General features: G+C 70.1%; 14 protein-coding genes. 3 read left to right on the top strand and 11 right to left on the bottom strand.

The genetic code is table 11. The annotated features are described in order from the left end of the window. Positions 1–13: 13 nt before the first annotated feature. From ACFRAQ_RS26235 to ACFRAQ_RS26195, 9 genes are all read right to left on the bottom strand, one after another. Positions 14–1,333, bottom strand: a complete 1,320-nt coding sequence (locus tag ACFRAQ_RS26235; RefSeq protein ID WP_379104131.1) for a glutamate-1-semialdehyde 2,1-aminomutase — start codon at positions 1,331–1,333, stop codon at positions 14–16. Further along, positions 1,326–2,630, bottom strand: a complete 1,305-nt coding sequence (locus ACFRAQ_RS26230) for a GNAT family N-acetyltransferase (protein WP_379104129.1) — start codon at positions 2,628–2,630, stop codon at positions 1,326–1,328. Before ACFRAQ_RS26230 ends, ACFRAQ_RS26235 begins: the two co-directional genes overlap by 8 nt. Continuing rightward, positions 2,627–3,955, bottom strand: a complete 1,329-nt coding sequence (locus ACFRAQ_RS26225) for a glycosyl hydrolase family 28-related protein (RefSeq protein WP_379104947.1) — start codon at positions 3,953–3,955, stop codon at positions 2,627–2,629. Before ACFRAQ_RS26225 ends, ACFRAQ_RS26230 begins: the two co-directional genes overlap by 4 nt. A 77-nt stretch (positions 3,956–4,032) precedes the next feature. Further along, the gene (locus ACFRAQ_RS26220) at positions 4,033–5,334 is read right to left on the bottom strand and encodes a GNVR domain-containing protein (RefSeq protein WP_379104126.1); all 1,302 of its coding nucleotides are present in this window, start codon (positions 5,332–5,334) and stop codon (positions 4,033–4,035) included. Beyond that, positions 5,325–6,701, bottom strand: coding sequence for a hypothetical protein (locus tag ACFRAQ_RS26215; protein WP_379104123.1), 1,377 nt, complete (start codon positions 6,699–6,701; stop codon positions 5,325–5,327). The genes ACFRAQ_RS26220 and ACFRAQ_RS26215 overlap by 10 nt, the downstream gene beginning before the upstream one ends. Positions 6,702–6,754: 53 nt before the next feature. Next, positions 6,755–7,759: a glycosyltransferase gene (locus tag ACFRAQ_RS26210; protein WP_379104121.1), complete on the bottom strand. Its 1,005-nt coding sequence runs from the start codon at positions 7,757–7,759 to the stop codon at positions 6,755–6,757. Beyond that, complete coding sequence (locus ACFRAQ_RS26205) at positions 7,756–9,039, bottom strand: lipopolysaccharide biosynthesis protein (RefSeq protein WP_379104945.1); 1,284 nt, start codon at positions 9,037–9,039, stop codon at positions 7,756–7,758. Before ACFRAQ_RS26205 ends, ACFRAQ_RS26210 begins: the two co-directional genes overlap by 4 nt. Before the next feature lie 484 nt (positions 9,040–9,523). Then, positions 9,524–10,714, bottom strand: coding sequence for a glycosyltransferase family 4 protein (locus tag ACFRAQ_RS26200; RefSeq protein ID WP_379104120.1), 1,191 nt, complete (start codon positions 10,712–10,714; stop codon positions 9,524–9,526). Then, the gene (locus tag ACFRAQ_RS26195; RefSeq protein WP_379104118.1) at positions 10,711–11,772 is read right to left on the bottom strand and encodes a glycosyltransferase family 4 protein; all 1,062 of its coding nucleotides are present in this window, start codon (positions 11,770–11,772) and stop codon (positions 10,711–10,713) included. The genes ACFRAQ_RS26200 and ACFRAQ_RS26195 overlap by 4 nt, the downstream gene beginning before the upstream one ends. 342 nt (positions 11,773–12,114) lie before the next feature. On the opposite strand from ACFRAQ_RS26195, the gene ACFRAQ_RS26190 reads away from it, so the two are divergent. The 3 genes from ACFRAQ_RS26190 (at position 12,115) to ACFRAQ_RS26180 (ending at position 16,086) form a co-directional block, all read left to right on the top strand. Further along, positions 12,115–13,713, top strand: a complete 1,599-nt coding sequence (locus ACFRAQ_RS26190) for a serine/threonine-protein kinase (RefSeq protein WP_379104116.1) — start codon at positions 12,115–12,117, stop codon at positions 13,711–13,713. A gap of 145 nt (positions 13,714–13,858) precedes the next feature. Continuing rightward, a complete protein-coding gene (locus tag ACFRAQ_RS26185) occupies positions 13,859–15,250 on the top strand; it encodes a polysaccharide pyruvyl transferase family protein (RefSeq protein WP_379104114.1) in 1,392 nt (463 codons plus the stop codon). Further along, positions 15,247–16,086: a glycosyltransferase family 2 protein gene (locus tag ACFRAQ_RS26180; protein WP_379104112.1), complete on the top strand. Its 840-nt coding sequence runs from the start codon at positions 15,247–15,249 to the stop codon at positions 16,084–16,086. The genes ACFRAQ_RS26185 and ACFRAQ_RS26180 overlap by 4 nt, the downstream gene beginning before the upstream one ends. A 95-nt stretch (positions 16,087–16,181) precedes the next feature. On the opposite strand, the gene ACFRAQ_RS26175 is transcribed toward ACFRAQ_RS26180, so the two are convergent. Together ACFRAQ_RS26175 and ACFRAQ_RS26170 are read right to left on the bottom strand one after the other, a co-directional pair. Continuing rightward, positions 16,182–16,808 carry an MspA family porin gene (locus ACFRAQ_RS26175; protein WP_379104110.1) on the bottom strand — a complete coding sequence of 209 codons (627 nt, stop codon included), beginning with the start codon at positions 16,806–16,808 and terminating at the stop codon, positions 16,182–16,184. A 243-nt stretch (positions 16,809–17,051) separates the two neighbouring features. Further along, positions 17,052–18,149, bottom strand: a complete 1,098-nt coding sequence (locus ACFRAQ_RS26170) for a class I SAM-dependent methyltransferase (protein ID WP_379104108.1) — start codon at positions 18,147–18,149, stop codon at positions 17,052–17,054. Positions 18,150–18,170 lie beyond the last annotated feature (21 nt).

Here is an 18,170-nt window from a genome sequence, read left to right as displayed (position 1 = left end):
CAGAACTCCTCGATCAATCCGCGAGCCGGCGCGGTGCGGCCGTGCGCCGCAGTGCCGGGGCCACCGGCCGCCCGGTGAGCAGCCCCGCGACCGTGCCCTGCTCGAGCGCCTTGCGGTAGGTCTTGGCCGCCGACTGGCAGGCGTCGACGGTGTGGTCGATATCGGCGTCGGTGTGGGCGGCCGAGTTCACGAAGGACTGGCCCAGCACCCCGCGATCCAGCAGTTCCTGCAGGAACAGCGTCCGGAACGGCTGCGACGGAACGCCTTCCGGGTCCCGGGTGAGGAACACCAGGCACGATGGCCGGCCCGCCACCTCCAGATGGTCGGCGATGCCCAGATCGGCGGCGATGGCGTTCACCCCGGCGGCCAGGCGGCGGCCGGACGCCTCCATGCGCGCCACGGGATCACCGTCGCGGTAGGCCTGCACGACGGCCCGGAAGGCCGCCAGCGACGCGGTTTCCGGCCCGTGCGTGGTGGACAGCAGGAACACCCGGTCGGCGTCGGTACGCAGACCGCCGAGTTCCATGTATTCGCGTTTCCCGGCCAGCGCCGAGAGCGGGAAGCCGTTGGCCATGGCCTTGCCCCAGCACGACAGGTCCGGCGCCACGCCGTAGAGCTGTTGCGCCCCACCTGCCGACCAGCGGAACCCGGTGATCATCTCGTCGAAGATCAGCAGGCTGCCGTACCCGTCGCACAGGGCGCGGACGCCTTCGAGGAAGCCCGGCGCGGGATCGGCCAGGGCCGTGGCCTGTTCGAGGATGACGCACGCGATGTCCTCGCCGCGCAGCACGGCTTCCAGCGATTCCAGGTCGTTGTACCGGAACTTCACGGTCGGGGCGGCCGGGATCCCCGCGTTCATCTCCGTCACGCCGATGAACCAGTCGTCCACCGAGAAGAACGGCTGATCGCAGATCGCGACCTTCTCCCGCCCGGTCGCCGCGCGCGCCAGCCGCACGGCCGCGGTGGTCGTGTCGGAGCCGTTCTTGGCGAACTTCACCATGTCCGCGCCCGGCACCAGACTCAGGAAGTCCTCGGCCGCCGCCAGTTCCAGCTCGGTGGGCCGCGAGAAGTTGACGCCGTCGGCGATGGTCCGCGCCACCGCCTCGACCACCGGCGCGAAGCCGTGGCCCAGGGTCACCGAGCGCAGGCCCATGCCGTATTCGACGTACTCGTTGCCGTCGGCGTCCCAGACCCGGGCGCCGTTGCCGCGCACCAGGATCGGGGCCATGTCCTCGGGGTACTGGTCCGCGCCGCGGGCGTAGGTGTGCGCGCCGCCCGGCACCAGGTCGTGCAGGCGCGCCTGCATCGCATTGCTGCGCCGGTAGTCACGCATGGTGATCACCCCCGGCGGTGACGGCCCACAGGTCGTGGTCGCCGCGGTGTCCGTCGAGTCCGGTGTAGCTGCGCATGGTTCCCTCCTTGTGCAGGCCCGCGTCGGCGGCGACGGCGGCGGACGCGGTGTCCGTGGCCGCCACGGCCGTACTGACCCGGAACAGTCCGAGCCTGTCGAAGGCGTAGCCCAGCAGTGCCCGGGTGGCGGCCGTGCGCACGGCGTCGTCGGCGCGGGCGGGATCGGTCCACACGTGGATCCGGGCATTGCGATCGAACAGGTCGAGGTCGAACAGCCGGGCGGTGCCGGCGTAGGCGCCCGCGACGTCGAGGACGAACAGCAGACCGGCGGGGGAGCGGACACCCGCTGCGCTGAGGGCGATTTCGCGTAGCCACGCCGTTCCGCTGCTACCGATTCCGTCGGCGGCCACGGGTCCCGCGTTACGCACCGCGACGGCCCGCATCGGGCCGTCGGCGGGCCGCGCCGAACGCAGCACCACCCCGTCGTGACCGGGCAGCCGCAAGGTCACCGGCCGGGCGGGCAGCAGCTGCTGCGCGGCCCGCCACACCTGCCCGGCGCGATAGCGAGCCTGGACGCCGAAAACCATTGCGGCATCGGGCATTACCGGGTCGGGCAGCGTGTCTTCGGGCTTCCCGGGCGGTGCGGGCGGGGTGCGGTGTTCGAGGGTCCGTTCGGTCCACATCTCGGTGAACCCCTTGGGTGGGATCTCCGCCCGCGTCATCGACCACAGATCGTGATCGGCCCGCGCCCCGCCGACATCGAAGTGCAGCCGCATCCGGCCCTCCCGCACGAACCCGATCTGCACCGCGCCACTGGTGGCGGCCGCGTTCCCCGGCGAGATGGGCGCGTTCACGCGCTCCAAACCGAGTGCGTCGAAGGCGAAGTCGAGGATCAGGCCCGCCGCGATGCCGCCGAAGCCGTGCCGCCCCAGCCGTGCGTCGATCCAGATCCCCATCTCGCCCTGCTTGGCCCGATCGTCGATATTGCCGATCTCCACCTGCCCGGCGAAGCGGCCGTCGATCTCGATGACGGTGGCCACCCGACGTCCGGTGCGGGCATTGGTGGCGGCCTCCAGACACTCACGCACCCAGGCCTTCTCGGTGTGCCGTTCGGCCCAGCACCGGGGCGAGGTGTGCCAGAACGGTTCCAGGAAGGCTCGATCCCGCAGCCGGAGCGCCCGCCACTGCGCGAAGTCGGTGTAGCGCGGCAGCCGCAGCAGCAGCGTGCTGCCGTGTAGTCGCGCCGGTCCCAGACGCAGTGCTGTCGGCGGCCCGCTCACGAGTGTGGCCGCTGCTTTCCCAGCGACGTGGTCTTGACCGCGCCGTCGGTCCCCACCGACATCCGCCAGTACACCCCGGCCGAGTCCTTCAACACGATTCCCCCTTCGCTGCGATCGGAAAGATAAGCCCCACTGTTCAATACGGCCGACAGCACCGTGCCGTCGCGGTCCTGGACCTGGAAGATGTCGGTGCCGGGCTGGAAGGCCTGCGCCACCGTGGTTCCGGCGAAGCGCGCCCCGTGGATCGCCCCGCGCCCGATCACGTGCCAGCCGTCGGGGAAGGACTTGGGGTCCACGTCCTCGAACGACCCGGAGATCAGGTTGATGGCGGTGCCCTCGGCCACGCCCTTGGGATCGACCCGCACCTCGATCGGCGGCGCGTCCAGATCCGGATCGAACTGCACATTGGCCAGATACGGCTGGCGGCAGCGGATCAGGTCCAGGCACACCTTGCGCGCGGCCACCTTGCAGTTGACCAGACCGAACTGGGCGGGTCCGCCCGCCGGGCCGCCGATGGCGAGCGCGGTGTCGGCCCCCTCGAACCACACATTGGTCAGCCACCAGTCATTGGCCGGGCCGTCGACGAAGACATGCTTGTCGGTGGTGCGGGGGTCGTTGTCGGAGACGAATTCCACATTGGCCATCGCCAATCCGGCATTGTGATCGCCGCCGGTGCCGAGCACGCCGATGCGGTTGTTGGTGAGCTTCGACGACGTCACATAGTTCTGGATGCAGGAGGTGACGATCCCGAAGCCGAAATTGTTGATGTCGGAGTTGATGACGGTGGTGCCGCCGGTATTGCGGTCCAGCACCAGTCCGCGCTGCTCCTGGAATCGGGGCGCGTTGTCGCTGAGGTGATTCCCGCGCAGCACCACCGAATCGAAGGTGCAGCGGAAGCACTCCGACAGCCGCACGGCGGTCGCCTTCGTGCCCGAGAAGTAGAAACCCAGGCGGGAGAAGCGGACTCGCTGCTTGCGCTGCAATGCGATGAAGGTGTCGTCGCCGTCGTAGTTGATGGTGGTGACGTCCGCGCCGTCGCCCAGCACCGTCGCGTAGTCCGACAGCGCCGGGAAGCGAGTCAGCTGATATTGACCGGCCGGGATGTAGAGCACCAGCGGGCGGCCGCTCACCGCCGCGGCCTTCTCGAAAGCCTCGGTGTCGTCGGCCTTCCCGTCCCCGACCGCACCGAAGTCCTTCACATTGCGGGCCGAGGGCTGATCGGTGACGTGCGGGGACCGGAACTCGGCGCCGTCCCCGGCATCCCCGCTCGAACACGCTGCCGCCACCGGCAGGATGGCCGCGGCCCCCAGCCCGGCCATGAGCATGCGCCGTCGCCGTACGCCGCCGCTGGTATCGGCCTCGCCGTCCGGTCCCGCCTGGTCGGTCCCCCCGCCGCCCCCGATCACCGCTTCACCAGATCGAGGGGATGGCGGACCAACTCGCCGACGCTCTTGTGCGGCCGCGAGAACACCACGGTCCCGATCATCCGCCTGTTGTCGTGGCCGAAGGTCGCCACCGCGCCGCGCACCTGATTGGAGGTGGTCTGGCCGAGTTCGATCACGCCGATGGTGCCGTCACAGCGCCGCGCCAGCGCGATGGCGTCGGCCGCCGCGGTCACCGGCGCGCACTCCACGATGATGTAGTCGAACTCGCTGCGCAGCTTGGACATGATGTCGGCGAAGCGCTCCGAGTCGAGCAGGTCGGGGGTGCGGAAATCCACGCCACCCAGCGGCAGCACATTGATCCCCACCTCGGGCCAGGGCATGACCGCCGCCGAGGGATTCCCGTTGCTGCGTAACAGATCCGAGAGCCCGGCCGCCGCGGCCGCGGGCGTGCGCCGGGTGGACCCGTGCCCCGTGGTGTCGGCGTCGACCAGCACCACCCGCGCGCCGGTGTCGGCGAAGGTGCGGGCCAGCCCGATCGACACGTCCGGTTCCGACTGCGGGGACAGCGAGGTCAGCAGGAGGCTGACCAGTTCGGGATCCTCGGTGAGCCGGGTCCGCAGCCGCCGGAGCTCCCCGGCAGCGCCGGGCCGTCCGTCGTCCACGATGCCCAGGATCGGCACCGGGAGAAAGGCTTCCAGCTCGGTGGAGGTGCGCACCCGCTTGTCGAGCTTGTCACGCACCACCGCCGCGCCCACGCCCAGCATCAGCCCGGCCAGCACGCCGAGGATGTAGAAGCGCGTTTTCTGCGGGGCGCTGGGCTGGGTCGGGGTCTGCGCCTTGTCGATCACCTCGGCGCGGGCCGCGGGCGCGGCGTCGGTCTGGGTGACCTCGAGCCGCGAGACCAGCGCCCGGAACTGGGAGACCACCTCGTCGGTCAGGGTGCGCGCCCCGGCCGCGGTGGAGTCCTTCACCGTGATGACGATGATCGTGGTGGCCGGGGGCGAGACCGCGGAGATCCGGCCGCGCAGATCGTTCACCGAGGCCTTGAGGCCCAGCTGGTCGTGGACGTAGGTGGCGACGGTGACGGAATTGGCCAGGTCGACGTACGAGCGCACCCGCTGCTGTGCGGCCAGCCCGCCCTGATAGGAGTCGTTGACGGAGGTTCCGGTCGCCATGGACACGTACACCGAACTCGTCGCCGTGTACTCGGTCGGCAGGGTGCTCGCGTAGCCGTAGGCCGCCCCCGTGCAGATCACCACCGCGGCAACGATTATCGGCCAGCGCCGCCGCAGCAGCCGCCAGTAGTCGATCAAACCCATTGCGCTGTCCTCGTTTTCCCGGATGGAACACCGGCCCCCGGCGGCTGCTCCACTCGTCTTCGGAATTCACCAACAACCAGATACGCCGTCCAGGCCAGCACCACGGCCTGCAGATATTTGCCGAGCATCTCGACGGTGCCGAGGATGCCGCGCTCGAACAGCACCGGCACCTCGATCACCGACAAGCCGAGGATGGCCATGGCCAGGTACTTGCTGTAGAGGGCCCGGATCCAGATCAGCAGCAGCACGAACGTGATCGTGACCCCCACCGCCACCCCGATATAGCCGCCCAGCACATACCCCTCGTTGATATTGCCCTCGGCCAGCGACACCTCCACCGTCGACATGTCCACCGACCCGCCGCGCACCTGCTCGGCCCAGGCCGCGCCGGAGCGGAACTTCTCCGCGCCCAGCAGCTGGGTGGGGATCAGACTCTGGAAGGCGTGCACCGCCACCTGCTGCGGCGTGAGCCACGAGTGGGGGCCCGCGAACCAGGCGTCGGTGGCGGCCTCGAGCAGATCGAAGCGACGCAGCATGCTCAGGAACGGGTGCACCACCGCCGGATACTGCGCATCCACCTGCGCCGCTTCGGCTTTGGCGGCGGAATCGGTCTTGAGCGACTGCAGCCAGCCGAAGCCGCCCAGCGCCAGCGCGATGATGCTCAGCACGGCGATCACCGTGCGCCGGGTCCAGCCGGTCATGGCGAAGCGCACGGCGATGGCCAGGGCCGCGCCCATGATCGGCGTCTTGGACTGCACGGTCGCGGTCCACAGCAGTTCACCGCCGACGAGCGCGCCGAGCACCAGCAACGTGGCGCGGCCGGAGTCGCTGCGGAAGAACACGATCAGGCCGACCGCGCCCAGGGTGGCCAGAATGGTGACCAGGTTGATCAGCGGGTTGGGGCTCTCCAGTTCACCGGCCTTGCCGGTGGAGCCGGTCGCGTAGGCGGCCAGCCGGCCCAGGGTGCCGATGCCGTAGAGCAGGAACAGGGTCTGGGTGAAGACCGGGTCCCCCGCGAAAGGCGCTGTGCGCGGCGGGTTCCGCGGCGGCCGCGACCGTACCCACAGGACGTAGGCGATGATCAGGCCCGCGTAGAACCACAGGCCGAAGATCACCGGCTGCAGCACCGCCGCGATGCCGTCGTCGTAGCCGTACTCGTACAGCCGCGGATCGGGCACATTGTCGCCGAAGCCGGGAACGGGTTTGACCCACAGCAGCACCACCGGCCGCGCGATGAACGACAGCGACCAGTGCGCGGTCTGCGCGATGAGGAACACCCGGGCCACCCCGGGCAGGAACATCGCGGCCACAACGATTGTCGCCAGCGCGGCGGCGACCAGGAATACGGCGAACTGAGCGGAGGCCATCACTCTCCCATCACCCCCTTATGTCCGCCGGTCGGCCCGCGGCGTTACCCGGTTCATGCCAGGGCGTCGACGATCTCGCGGGCGCGGTCGGCGTAGCTGTGCGCGCCCGCGACGATCCGGTGATGCCCGGCCTCGGCGACCTTGGCGGCCTGCTCGGGATACTTGGTGCAGCGCCGCAGGATCTCGCGCAGTTCGGCGGGGCCGGAGAAGAGGTAGCACTCGGCGTCGTCCTGGAGCAGTTCGGCGTGCTCGTCGGTGCGCTCGCCGACGAAAAGCCCACCGGCGGCCGGGACTTCGAAGGTGCGGCAGGTGTGGGTGTCGCGGTTGTCGGAGTTCAGCAGCACCAGGTTGGCGGTGACGGCGGCGACGGCCGCGGAAAAGTGCTCGCCGTAGACCGCGCCGCCGACGTCCGCCCCGGTCTGCCACAGCGCGCGCACCCGCCGCCAGCCGGGGCCGCGCAGCAGCATGTCCCCGTGGTGTTCACGGGCCAGCGAGACCAGGAGGTCTTCGCGATCGGGCCGGACCGCGCCGATGAACCCGAGCAGGAATCGGCGCACCGTGCGGCGGGCGGTGACGTGGTGCAGCGCCGGATCATATGCACTACGAACGAATTTCACGTGCTGCGCCCCACGGGCGGTGAGCTCGGGCACGTTGTGCCACTTGGTGGTGACGATGAGGTCCCATGCGGACTCGTGTGCCAGGTATTCCGGGCTGGTGTTGTACGGATTGGAAACGTCATCGGGGCTGTAGTGCACATGCAGACCGGCGCGGGCGCCCAGCAGCCGCTGCTGATCCAGGTGCACGGACTTGAACGCGAACAGCATGTCCGGCGCGAATGCCTGTGCGGCGCTGTCGATCTCGCGGTGCAGGGCCTCCACATCCCAGGGCGCGCGGCGGTGCGCGAACTTCGAGTACACCCACGGCGGCGACAGGCGTGCGGGCAGCGTCACCGCGGTGGTGTCGATGACGACCACCTCGTGCCCGGCCTGCCGGAATCCGTCGGCGAGCGAGCGCGCGTTGCTGCCCACCCAGTCATCCCCGACGAAGAGCACCTTCACGCCACATCCCCTTTGGTCAGCAGTGGGGTGGCCGGTTCGACCGGCCCGTCCCGCCGGGTCCGTTCCCGGACCATGAGCCAGCGCACCCGGATGATGTACCACAGCGCGACACCGAATTCCGCGGAAACGGTGCCATAGACCAGGCTCCACACCGAGCCGGTGCGCATGGCCACCACCAAGGCCGTCGCCGCGACGCAGGTGCCGATGATCGCGCCGATCAGCACGCCCATGGTGTCCTGCTTGACCGGCAGGACGGCGGTGGTCACATACGAGGTGATGGTGGTGGCGGGCAGAATCAGGATCTCCACGCGCAGCAGCGAGATCGCGCCGGTGAAATCGTCGGTGTAGATCAGGTGGATCAGGGTCGGCGCCATGATCCAGACCGCCACCACCGCCAGGCAGGCCAGGGTCACGCAGCCGACGATCATCTGAATCTGATTGCGCCAGAACTGATCGTCGCCGCTGCGCCGGGCCATGCGCGGCAACAGCGCGAAACCGATCGGGTCCAGGGTGGACTGGATGGCGCGGACCAGGCGGTCGCCTGCGGAGTACAGGCCCAGCGACGCCGCCTCGAGCACCGCGCCGTAGACCGCGGCCGAACCCTGGCCGTAGCCGGTGACCAGCAGCCGGGAGGTGAAAATCGGTGCGGCCATCCGCAGTACGGCCGTCACGCCGTAGGGCCGGGCGGGCGGGCCGAACCGGCGGAAGGAATCCCACCAGGTCAGCGAGACGGTGGCGATCGAGGAGATGAGCAGGCACAGCACGGCCATGGACGCGCTCGGGAAACGGGGTAGCAGCCCGACCAGCAGCGCCAGATAGCCGATCCGGCCCACGCCCTGATACATGGTGGAGGTCCCGAACCTGCCCTGGCCGATCAGCAGCCAGTCCTCCGAGACCGACCAGAAGCCGCCGGCGAACAGCCCCAGCAGCACCATGTGCAGTTTGGGGGAGACCCCGACGGTCATGGTGGCCAGCAGGGCCGCGCCGATGATGGTCAGGGTGGTGGCGCGGATGGCGAGATAGGTGCCGCGCAGGCGGTTCACCTCGCGGTGGCCCGGATCGTCCTCGGGGACCTTGGCGGCCAGGAACGAGGTGACGCCGAGGTCGACCACCAGCGAGCCGATGAAGTACGAGGATATGCCGATGGCCAGCAGGCCGGTGCCGTGCGGGCCGAGCATGCGCGCCAGCAGCGGGACCGTCACCAGGGTGATGACGTATTGACCGTACTTGCCGAAGGTCACCAGACCGATGTCGCGGATGATGCCGCCGATGCCGCCCAAGCCCGAGGACTGTTGTTTCCGGTGTTTCCCGGTGTCGGTGGAATGATCCGCGGCGGAATCGGATTCGCCGTCGGCGGGGCGGTACGCGCCCGAGGCGTCGCGCTGCGGGACGATGACGGGCAGCCGGACGGTCGGCGGTTCGACCGGGTCGCCGTAGAAGGTGGGGAGCACCGGTCCCCGCGAGGGGGCCGCGTAGCGGGCGGCGCGGGTCTCCTCGAACGACGCCCGGCCGAACGCGGGCCCGCGGTCGAATCCGCCCGGGCCGCGACCGGTTCCGCTCTCGTACCCGGGCGCGCCGGCGCGGGCGGGCCGGTGCGCGGCCGGCCCGTGGTCGCGGCGTGATTCGTCATGTTCGAAGGCGGTGGCCTGGTGATCGACCTCGGGGATGCGGTGGCGCAGGTGGCGGCGCTGCCGCAACCGGCCCAGCGTGCCGAGACCCTCGATCTGCACGGTGGGCGGGTCGTAGGGGAACGGGTCGGTCGGATCATCCACGACGCCACCGCTTTCCGGGCAGGCCGTTGAGGAAGTCGGTGACGGTCCGGGCCGAGGCGGCCACGTCGAAGTCCCGCGACCGCAGTCGCGCGGCGTCGGCCAGCGTGGTGCGCAGTTCCCGATCGGCGATCAGGCGGTCCAGGGCGCGGGTCAGTTCGGCGCGGTTCCCGGCGGTCACCAGCAGGCCGTTCACGCCCGGGTCGACGATCTCCTCCGGGCCGCCCGGCCGGGTCGCGATGACGGCGCAGCCCGCCCGCATGCCCTCGACCACGACCTGCCCGAACGGCTCGGGCAGCACCGAGCAGTGCACGAGGATATCGGCGTGGCGCAGATAGGATTCCGGGTCGTCCACGTGGCCGGTGAAGGTCACCGGCAAGCCGAGAGCGGTGGCGTGCGTCTCGAGTTCGGCGCGGTAGGACTGCTCGTCGAAGAAGGTGCCGCCGACCAGGAACACTTCGCGCGGAAGGGTTTTCGCATCGGCGAGGGCGCGCAGGAACAGGTCTTGGCCCTTCCACGGGGCGAGGCGGCCGACCACGGCGATGACGGTCTCGGTGGCGGGACGCTGACCCTGCGGGCGCGCGTCGCCGGCGATCCCGGAATCGGCAGCGAATTGCGCTGATTCGTCGCCGACGGGAAATTCGACGCCTGGGTAGGCGACCACGGCCCGGCGGCGCCAGGTGTAGAGCGAGGCCAGGGTGCCGCGGCTGTTGGCGATGACGCCGCGGGCCACCACCCAGCCCAGCACCCGGATGATCAGTGCCAGCGCGCGGCCGAAGTAGTCGCGGGAGATCCGGTCGTGCACATGCCACACCAGCGGCACCCCCGCCCGGCGCGCGGCCACCGCGCCCATGAGCATCGCCTTGGTGCTGCCCGCGACCAGGACCGTGGCCTCCAGTTCGCGCACGGTCGCGCCCAGGGTCCAGCCCAGGCGCAGCAGGCCCGTCGCGCCGACCAGCAGGCTGCGCACCCCGGCCTTGTCGATGGTCATGGCGCGGGAGTCGAAACCATTGCGCACGACGCGGGTTTCGATACCGCGCTCGGCCATCAGCCGCAGCATCGGACCGTCCTCGGTGTACACCACGGCGGTGCGACCGGCCGGCATGGCCGAGACCAGGCGCAGGGTCGCCAGTTCGGCCCCGGACGGGGCCGCGGTGTGTGCCAGGAAGACGGCCGGCGCGTTCATCGAGCGGTGAGCTCCGTATACAGGTCACGGTGTCGCCGAGCCGCGACGGCCCAGGAGAACGTCTCGGCATGGGCGCGGCACTGTTTCGGATCCGGCCGCACACCGTCCAGGGCCGCGACCAGCCGGGCGGCGAGCGCTTCGGCATCGCCCGGCGGGACGATGAGCGAGGGATCCAGGCTCCGGACCGAATCCGGCAGGCCGCCACAGTCGGAGACGACGGGCGGGCGTCCGGCGGCGAGGGATTCGAGGGCGATGAGGCCGAAGCCCTCCAGGGCCAGCGACGGCACCACGGTGAGATCGGCCCGGGTGTAGAGGTCGGTGAGCTCCGCGTCCGACACCGTGCCGGTGAACCGGACGGGGGAGTGCGCGTCGTCACCGAACAGGCGCGTCGCCAGTTCCCGCAATTCGGCCTCGGCGGTACCGGTTCCGACGATCACCAGCCGCGCGTCCGGCTGCCGGGCGGCGACCGCGGACCAGGCGCGGATCAGGACGTCGATGCCCATGCGCCGCTCCAGCCGCCGCACGCACAGCACGATCCCGGAGTTCGCCTCCGGCTCGGTGGCGGTGAAGCGGTCCAGATCGACGCCCGGCGGAATCACCCGGACCCGGTCCGCGCGGATACCGTAGTCGCCGACCAGTAGACGCCGGAAATGGTCGGACAGCACGATGAATCGGTCGGCGCGGGCGTAGCGCAAACGCTCGACGAGATACTTGGCCCGGACCGCGCGCGGACCCTCGCCCGCCATGCGACTCTCGGCGGCCCACGGTCCGTGGAAATGGACCACCAGCGGGTTCCGCACCGCGGCCGGACCGTACAGGCAGAAGTGCCGGTCGATCACGGTGTCGCGGGTGAGCGCGTCCCGATCCAGGAACGCGGTGCGGGCGCGATCGAGGGTGGAGCCGCCCGTCGGTCCCCAGGATCCCGCCCCGGCGGGAGCGTCGCCGAAAGCTCGTGCGCTGAGCGCTATTCCGCGGTCGCGGGCGAGCGCCTCGGCGAGATCGGTGAAGTACCGGTTCAGTCCCCCGTGAGCGGCCGTGAACCACTCCGACCCCGTCATGAACACCCGAATGGGCCGTGTCAAAACCCTCACCCCCGGGTCCGTCACCACCATTCGGACCGACATCCCGATCCGAACGCCCTTGCAGCGCAAGTGTATGCCAATCCGAGGGTGGAGGAGGGCTAACGGACGGCAATCATGCGACTGACCAGTCTAATAGGCAGGAAAGATCAAATCCTGCCGGGGTGGACCGGAACGAATTCCGAATTACGTTGTGACAGAAAATAAGTAATTCGCTTCCATTCGGAAAAGCATCCCGGGTGATTGACGTCCGCGTCGCCGAACGGGATCTGGGTTACGGTGATCGGCGGGAATGATGTGGTCGGAGAGGGCAGGCAGGCTGTGGGGCGCACACTCGCGCAAGGGCAGGTATTCGCGGGGTACACCATCGAACGGCTGCTCGGCGTCGGCGGGATGGGCGAGGTGTACCTCGCCAAGGACCGCGATCTGCCCCGATCGGTCGCACTGAAACTGCTGGCCGCGGGCAAGGCCGACGATCCCGAGGTGCGGGCCCGCTTCCTGCGGGAAGCCGATACCGCCGCGCGGCTGTCGCATCCGAACATCGTCGCGGTGTACGCGCGTGGCAATGACGATCACCGGCTCTGGATGGCCATGCAGTACGTCGAGGGCACCGACGCGGCGGCGATCCTGCGCGACGGCCCGGTGCGCCCGGACCACGCGGTGCGGATCATCGGCGAGACCGCGCGGGCGCTGGACCACGCGCACCGGTCCGGCGTGCTGCACCGCGATGTGAAGCCGGCCAACATCCTGCTGGCCTGGGGGACCGAACAGCAGGTCTTCCTGGCCGATTTCGGGATCGCGAAAGCGGTCGACCACACCAGCACGCTCACCCGCACCGGTGAGATGTACGCCAGCTTCCAGTACGCCGCCCCCGAACAGTTCGAGCTGCGCGGCGACACCGACCACCGCGCGGACGTGTACGCGTTGGGCTGCACGCTGTTCCACATGCTCACCGGGCAGCTGCCGTATCCGGGGGAGAGCACGGCGCAGCTGGTCGCGGCCCACCTGGGCGCGCCGATTCCGCGGCCGAGCCAGGTGCACGGCACCGTGCCCCCGGCCTTCGACGCGGTCATCGAGCGCGCGCTGGCGAAGAACCGCGACCACCGCTTCGGCAGCTGCGGCGAACTGGCCGCGGCGGCCGAGGCGGCGCTCACCGCCACCGACCGGGGGCACGGGCCGTGGGTGCGGCAGGAGGTCCCCGTCACCTTCACCGGGGCGACGACCCAGCCGAGCCCGGCCGGGCAGCCCGGGTCGACGCGGGAGCGGTTCGAGCAGATGCCGACCCAGCTCGGTGCGCGGTCGGGACCGCGCTATCCGGTCGTGGGCGGCAGTGGACCGCACGAAATGGATGGCGCCGCACATCGGTTCGCGACGGGTGCGCCCGCCTCCGGTCGCGGTCGCAAGCGGCTGATCGCGGCCTTCGCGGTCGCGCTCGTGGTGGCCGGTGGCGTCGGCCTCGGATTCGGCACCGGCGCGTTCCGTGCCGTGGTCACCGGCGGTGGCACCTCGATCGGCCGGACGCCGGTGCCCGCGGCCGCGGCCGAGGAGGCCGCGGTCCAAGCCGCCTGTGACTACGGCAAGCTCATGAGCTCCTACGACTACAGCAATGGCGACGGCTGGCAGGCCAAGGTGATCGCCGGGGCGACCGGCCAGTGGAAGTCGCAGGCCCAGACGCTGTTGCCGACCATCCGGCTGCTGCTCGAGAACGACGCCGAGCACACCTGGTCCGACACCGCGGCGTGCACGGTGACCTCCGGCGGCGGAACCCATTACGAGCTGGCGGTGGACATCACCGAGCTGACCGCCGCCACCAAGAACACCCCCGACAAGGCCAAGCATCAGAACATCACCATGTCGATGGATTACGTCGACGGAAAGTGGCTGTGCAGCAAGTGGGTCAGCCCCTTGTTTCCGAGCTGACCGAAATGGTCGTGTGCCCAGTTATGATCTTGCGGGCGAATCGATTTCGCGCTGCGCGGGCCCTTCGTTCGTGTAGCGCGAAGAGCTGGTCGTGCGATAGATTCGCACCGGATTCGTGCTCGGAACGAGCGTCGGAAGGAATCGCGTGGGGAACTCTGGCGCGGGGGATGGTGCCGGGACGTTGAAGGTGCTCGTCGACAACGGCGAGTACTGGCTCCGCAATCGCGGTGACATCGCCATGATGGTGATGACCGTGGAACGACTGCGGGAACAGTGGCCGCACGCCCGCATCGGCATGCTGACCGACGAGCCGCACATCCTGCGCGGGGTGCTGCCGCACGCCGAGCCGGTGGTGGCGCACGCGGGCGGGCCGTGGGGACGCGACGGGCTCGCGGGACGGCTCGAGGAGACCGCCGGGGTGCACGTACTCGGCCCGGCGGCGCTGCGCTGGCGATCGGCCACCGAGGTGCCCAAACACTATCTGCGCGGCGTGAAGAACTGGGCGCGCAAGGAAGTTCACGCGCTCGCCACCGGAACACCCGAGCCCGAACCGGCCGGCATTCCGGAACTACCGCCGGTTCCGGCGGCGCTCGCCGGGGCGGACCTGGTCATCGCCCAGGGCGGCGGGTACATGACCGATGTCGACCTGTATCAGGCGCATCGCACCCTCAACCTGCTCGAAGCCGCTCAGCGCCACGGCATTCCGAATGTCATGATCGGGCAGGGACTGGGCCCCATGCGCGATGCCGACCTGCTGCGCCGCGCGGCCGAGGTGCTGCCGGGAGCGGACCTCATCGCCCTGCGCGAGGGTCGGCGCGGGCCCAAACTGCTGGCCGAGCTCGGTGTGCCCGAGGACAAGATCCTCGTCACCGGCGACGACGCGGTGGAGTTCTCCTACCGGCTGCGCCGCCCGGGCATCGGCACCGATCTGGGCCTGTGCCTGCGGATCTCGGACTACTCCAAGGTGACCGACTCGGCCCGCGACACCCTCGGCGAGGTGTTGCGTCGCGAGGCCGCCGCCCTGAACACCGCGCTCGCCCCGCTCATCATCTCCGAATACGACGACGAGGACCGCCGCCACACGCTGCCGCTGCTCGAGGGCGCCGCCCGGACCCGGCCCGTCATCGGCCGCGCGGGCACCGCCCAGGACGTGGCGCGACAGGTCTCGCGCTGCCGGGTCCTGGTGACCAGCGCCTACCACCTCGCGGTTTTCGCGCTCTCCCAGGGTATTCCGGCCGTGGCTGTAACGGCCTCGCAGTACTACGACGACAAATTCTATGGGTTGGCCGACATGTTCGACGCCGGCACCGACGCCGGGCTGCGCATCGTGCACCTGGACGTGGACAATCTCGACGCCGAATTGACTCGTGCGATTCGCCAGTTGTGGGAGTCCGCGCCCGAGCTGCGGGATACTCTGCAGCAGAAAGCAGTTGAGCAGATCGACGCCGGCCGTGCGGGCCTGGATCGGGTGTTCCGGCTCGTGGCGGGAGGTGAGGGCTCACCCGGCGAACCGGCCGAACCAATTCAGGGGGAATGATGAAGAACCTTTCGGTGTGCGTCCCGGCCTACAACTCCGGCCGCACCCTGGAGACCACGCTGCGCTCGATTCTGGACCAGGACACCGACATCGAGGTCGTCGTCCTGGACAATGCCAGCACCGACGACACCGGCGCCATCGCGAAGTCCTTCGACGACCCGCGGGTGGTCATCCACCGCAATCAGGAAACCCTGCCCATCGGCGAGAACTGGAACAAGGCCGTCTCGCTGACCTCGGGCCGCTTCGTCAAGGTCGTCTGCGCCGACGACATCCTGCTGCCCGGCGCGCTGGACAGGCAACTGGAGATCATGGGCGACAACGGCATCGCCATCTGCTCCTCGAAATTCCAGGTCATCGACGAGCACGGCCTCGTGGAGGAGAGCGATTTGGGCCTGCCCGACCTGCTGGGCCGCCGCGACGCCCGCGCCCTCATGCGCACCATCGTGCACCGCGGCCCCGCCGACTTCGGACCCACCGCCGCCGCCGTCTTCCGCCGCCAGGACTTCGACCGGGTGGGCGGCTTCCGCGGCGACCTGGTCTTCCCCATGGACGTGGACCTGTTCGCCCGCGTCTGCGCCTTCGGCGACTTCATCGGCATGCCGGAAATCCTGGCGGCCTGGCGCAATTCGAGCTTCAACCTGTGCAGCCGGACCTCGACGGTCAGCAAGCTCACCGAGATGCTGCGCTTCCATCACCGGCTGGGGTCGGAGTACCCCGAATACGTCGGCCGCGGCGCGGTGCTCGGTGGGGACTGGCGGCTGGCCCGCGCCGCCGCCGAACGCGTCCGCGTGCGCACCGTCGCCACCGCGCTGCGCCGCCCCGATCTCCTGCACTGAGCGGGGCGAGGCACGCGGACAACGCTGCGCCGCATCATGATCCGATCCGCGGGCCCGGGCGGTCGCGAGGTGCGAGACCGCCCGGACCCGGGGCATCAGATGCGGGCCAGCGGGCCGTAGGCCACCACGGTGTCACCGGCACTGCTCACCAGGCGTACGAACGGGCGGATGGTGGTGGTGCCCAGCACGCCGGTCACGGTGCCGTGGAAGCCGGACATCATGATGCAGCCGTCGGCGCCGGAGACATCGCCGCCCGCCACGTCGACCGACTGGATGCCCGGGCCGAAACCGACGTCGAGCTGCACGCCCAGCGTCGGGATCAGGTTGTAGATGTCGACCTTGGGGCCGTCCCCGCCGATCTCGAGCTCGAGGCCCGGGGTCTGGTACTGGAACGAGATCTTGCCCGACAGCGTGGCCGGGTAGCCCACCTGGTAGCCCATGGTGAGGTGACCGCTCCACGGATCACCGGCGGGCAGGGCCACCGTGAAACAGGCCTTGCCGCTGTGGAACCACTCGCGGGTGAGCGGATTGCCGTCGAGGGGCGGCACGAAATCGATACGGGTGTCCGCCGACAGGGCCTCGACGGTCCGGCCCCGCTGATCGACGATGGAGTTGCTGCCGTCGACGGCCGCGTCGGACGCGCCGCCGCTCAGGACGACGCCGATGGTGCCGGCGATCGCGACGGCCGCCGTGCGCGAGAGCACGGTCTTGGTGTTGCGCATGATAATTCCCATTCCCTCATCAGGTGTTGCTGCGTAATTGCGTACGCTCGCTTGATGATTCCCCTGTGTACTCAGGGCACGGATGAACGTCCACCCGTCCCCCTCGACCGGTGATCTACCCCACGCTGAGACTATCCCACTCGATTACCCTGCGTGTGGCCGCAATCGCATGATCGCGCTCACCGGCCGACGAGTCGCGTGCCCGGCGCCGTCATGCCGCCGCCGGACGAGAGTTGCTGGGTTTCATAGCGATTCCCGCACGTCGATCACCCACTTCCCGTCGAGTTCGGGCCACCGGGAGGAAACCTCGGGGAACAGGTCCGGTAGCGTCAGCAGAACCCGATCCGGCTGCGCCGCAACGAGTTCCGCGGGCGAGATGATCGGGATGTCGGTTCCGGGCATGCGGCGGCCCTGCTTGCCCGGGGAGGCGTCGGCCACCCCGGCCAGCAGCCCGCGGTGCGCGCCCGCGAGATGGAGCAGGGCGACCGCGCGGGAGGCCGCTCCGTAGGCGTAAACGGTGCTGCCGGAAGCATTCTCGGAATCCAGCCAGGCACGCAGGGTGTGCGCCTGGTGGTCGGCGGCCGACTGGAGTCCGCGTACCACGGCCGGGTCCGCGACAGCCGCCTCCGCGACGCGAATTCGGGCGATGGCCGGATCGGCGTCGGCGGGGGCGTGGACCGCGGCCACCAGGACGGTGCCGCCGTAGAGCTCGAAATCCCACGCCGTGACCGCGGCCAAGCCCGCCGACCGCAGCAGGGTACGCAGCGAGTCCATCGAGTAGTAGGCGAAATGCCCGTGCCGCAACGCGTTCCACTGCCCCTGCTCGACGATCGCGCGCAGCGAGTGGAACTGCACCAGCAGCACCCCGCCCGGCGCCGTGGCCGCCGCCCGCCGCGCGAAGGCCGCGCGCTGATCGGGTTCGTGCATGATGCCGAAGCAGTCGATCACCACGTCGGCGGGGTCCGCGGTGACGGAGTAGCCGCGGTCGGTCAGCAGCGGCAGCCAGCTGCCGCCGTGCGGGCTGCCGAACTCGCGCACGGTGCCGCCGCCGGGCAGCCAGCCCCCGGCGGCCACCCGGGACACCGCGTCCGCGGCCTGATCCCGTAGCGCCTGGGGTTCCACGCCGCGCGGTTCGGCGGTGACCGTGTCGTCCTCGGCCAGCTGCGCCAGCCCGCAGCCGGCGCACAGGTCCATGGCCAGCGGATACGCCGCCTCGTCGCCGCCGGACATCGAGTCCAGACTCGGAAAGTCGTCCGCCGCAGGCATTTTCCCGAGATCGAGCACCCGGACCAGTGGGCCGTGCCCGCAGCCGCGGCATCCCCGGGCCGGATCCGTCCGCACGGCCTCCTCCTCCGCCCCGCT

The sequence above is a fragment of the Nocardia sp. NPDC056611 genome (assembly GCF_042792755.1).
GTDB lineage: Bacteria > Actinomycetota > Actinomycetes > Mycobacteriales > Mycobacteriaceae > Nocardia.
This window is presented reverse-complemented; position numbering and strand designations above follow the sequence as displayed.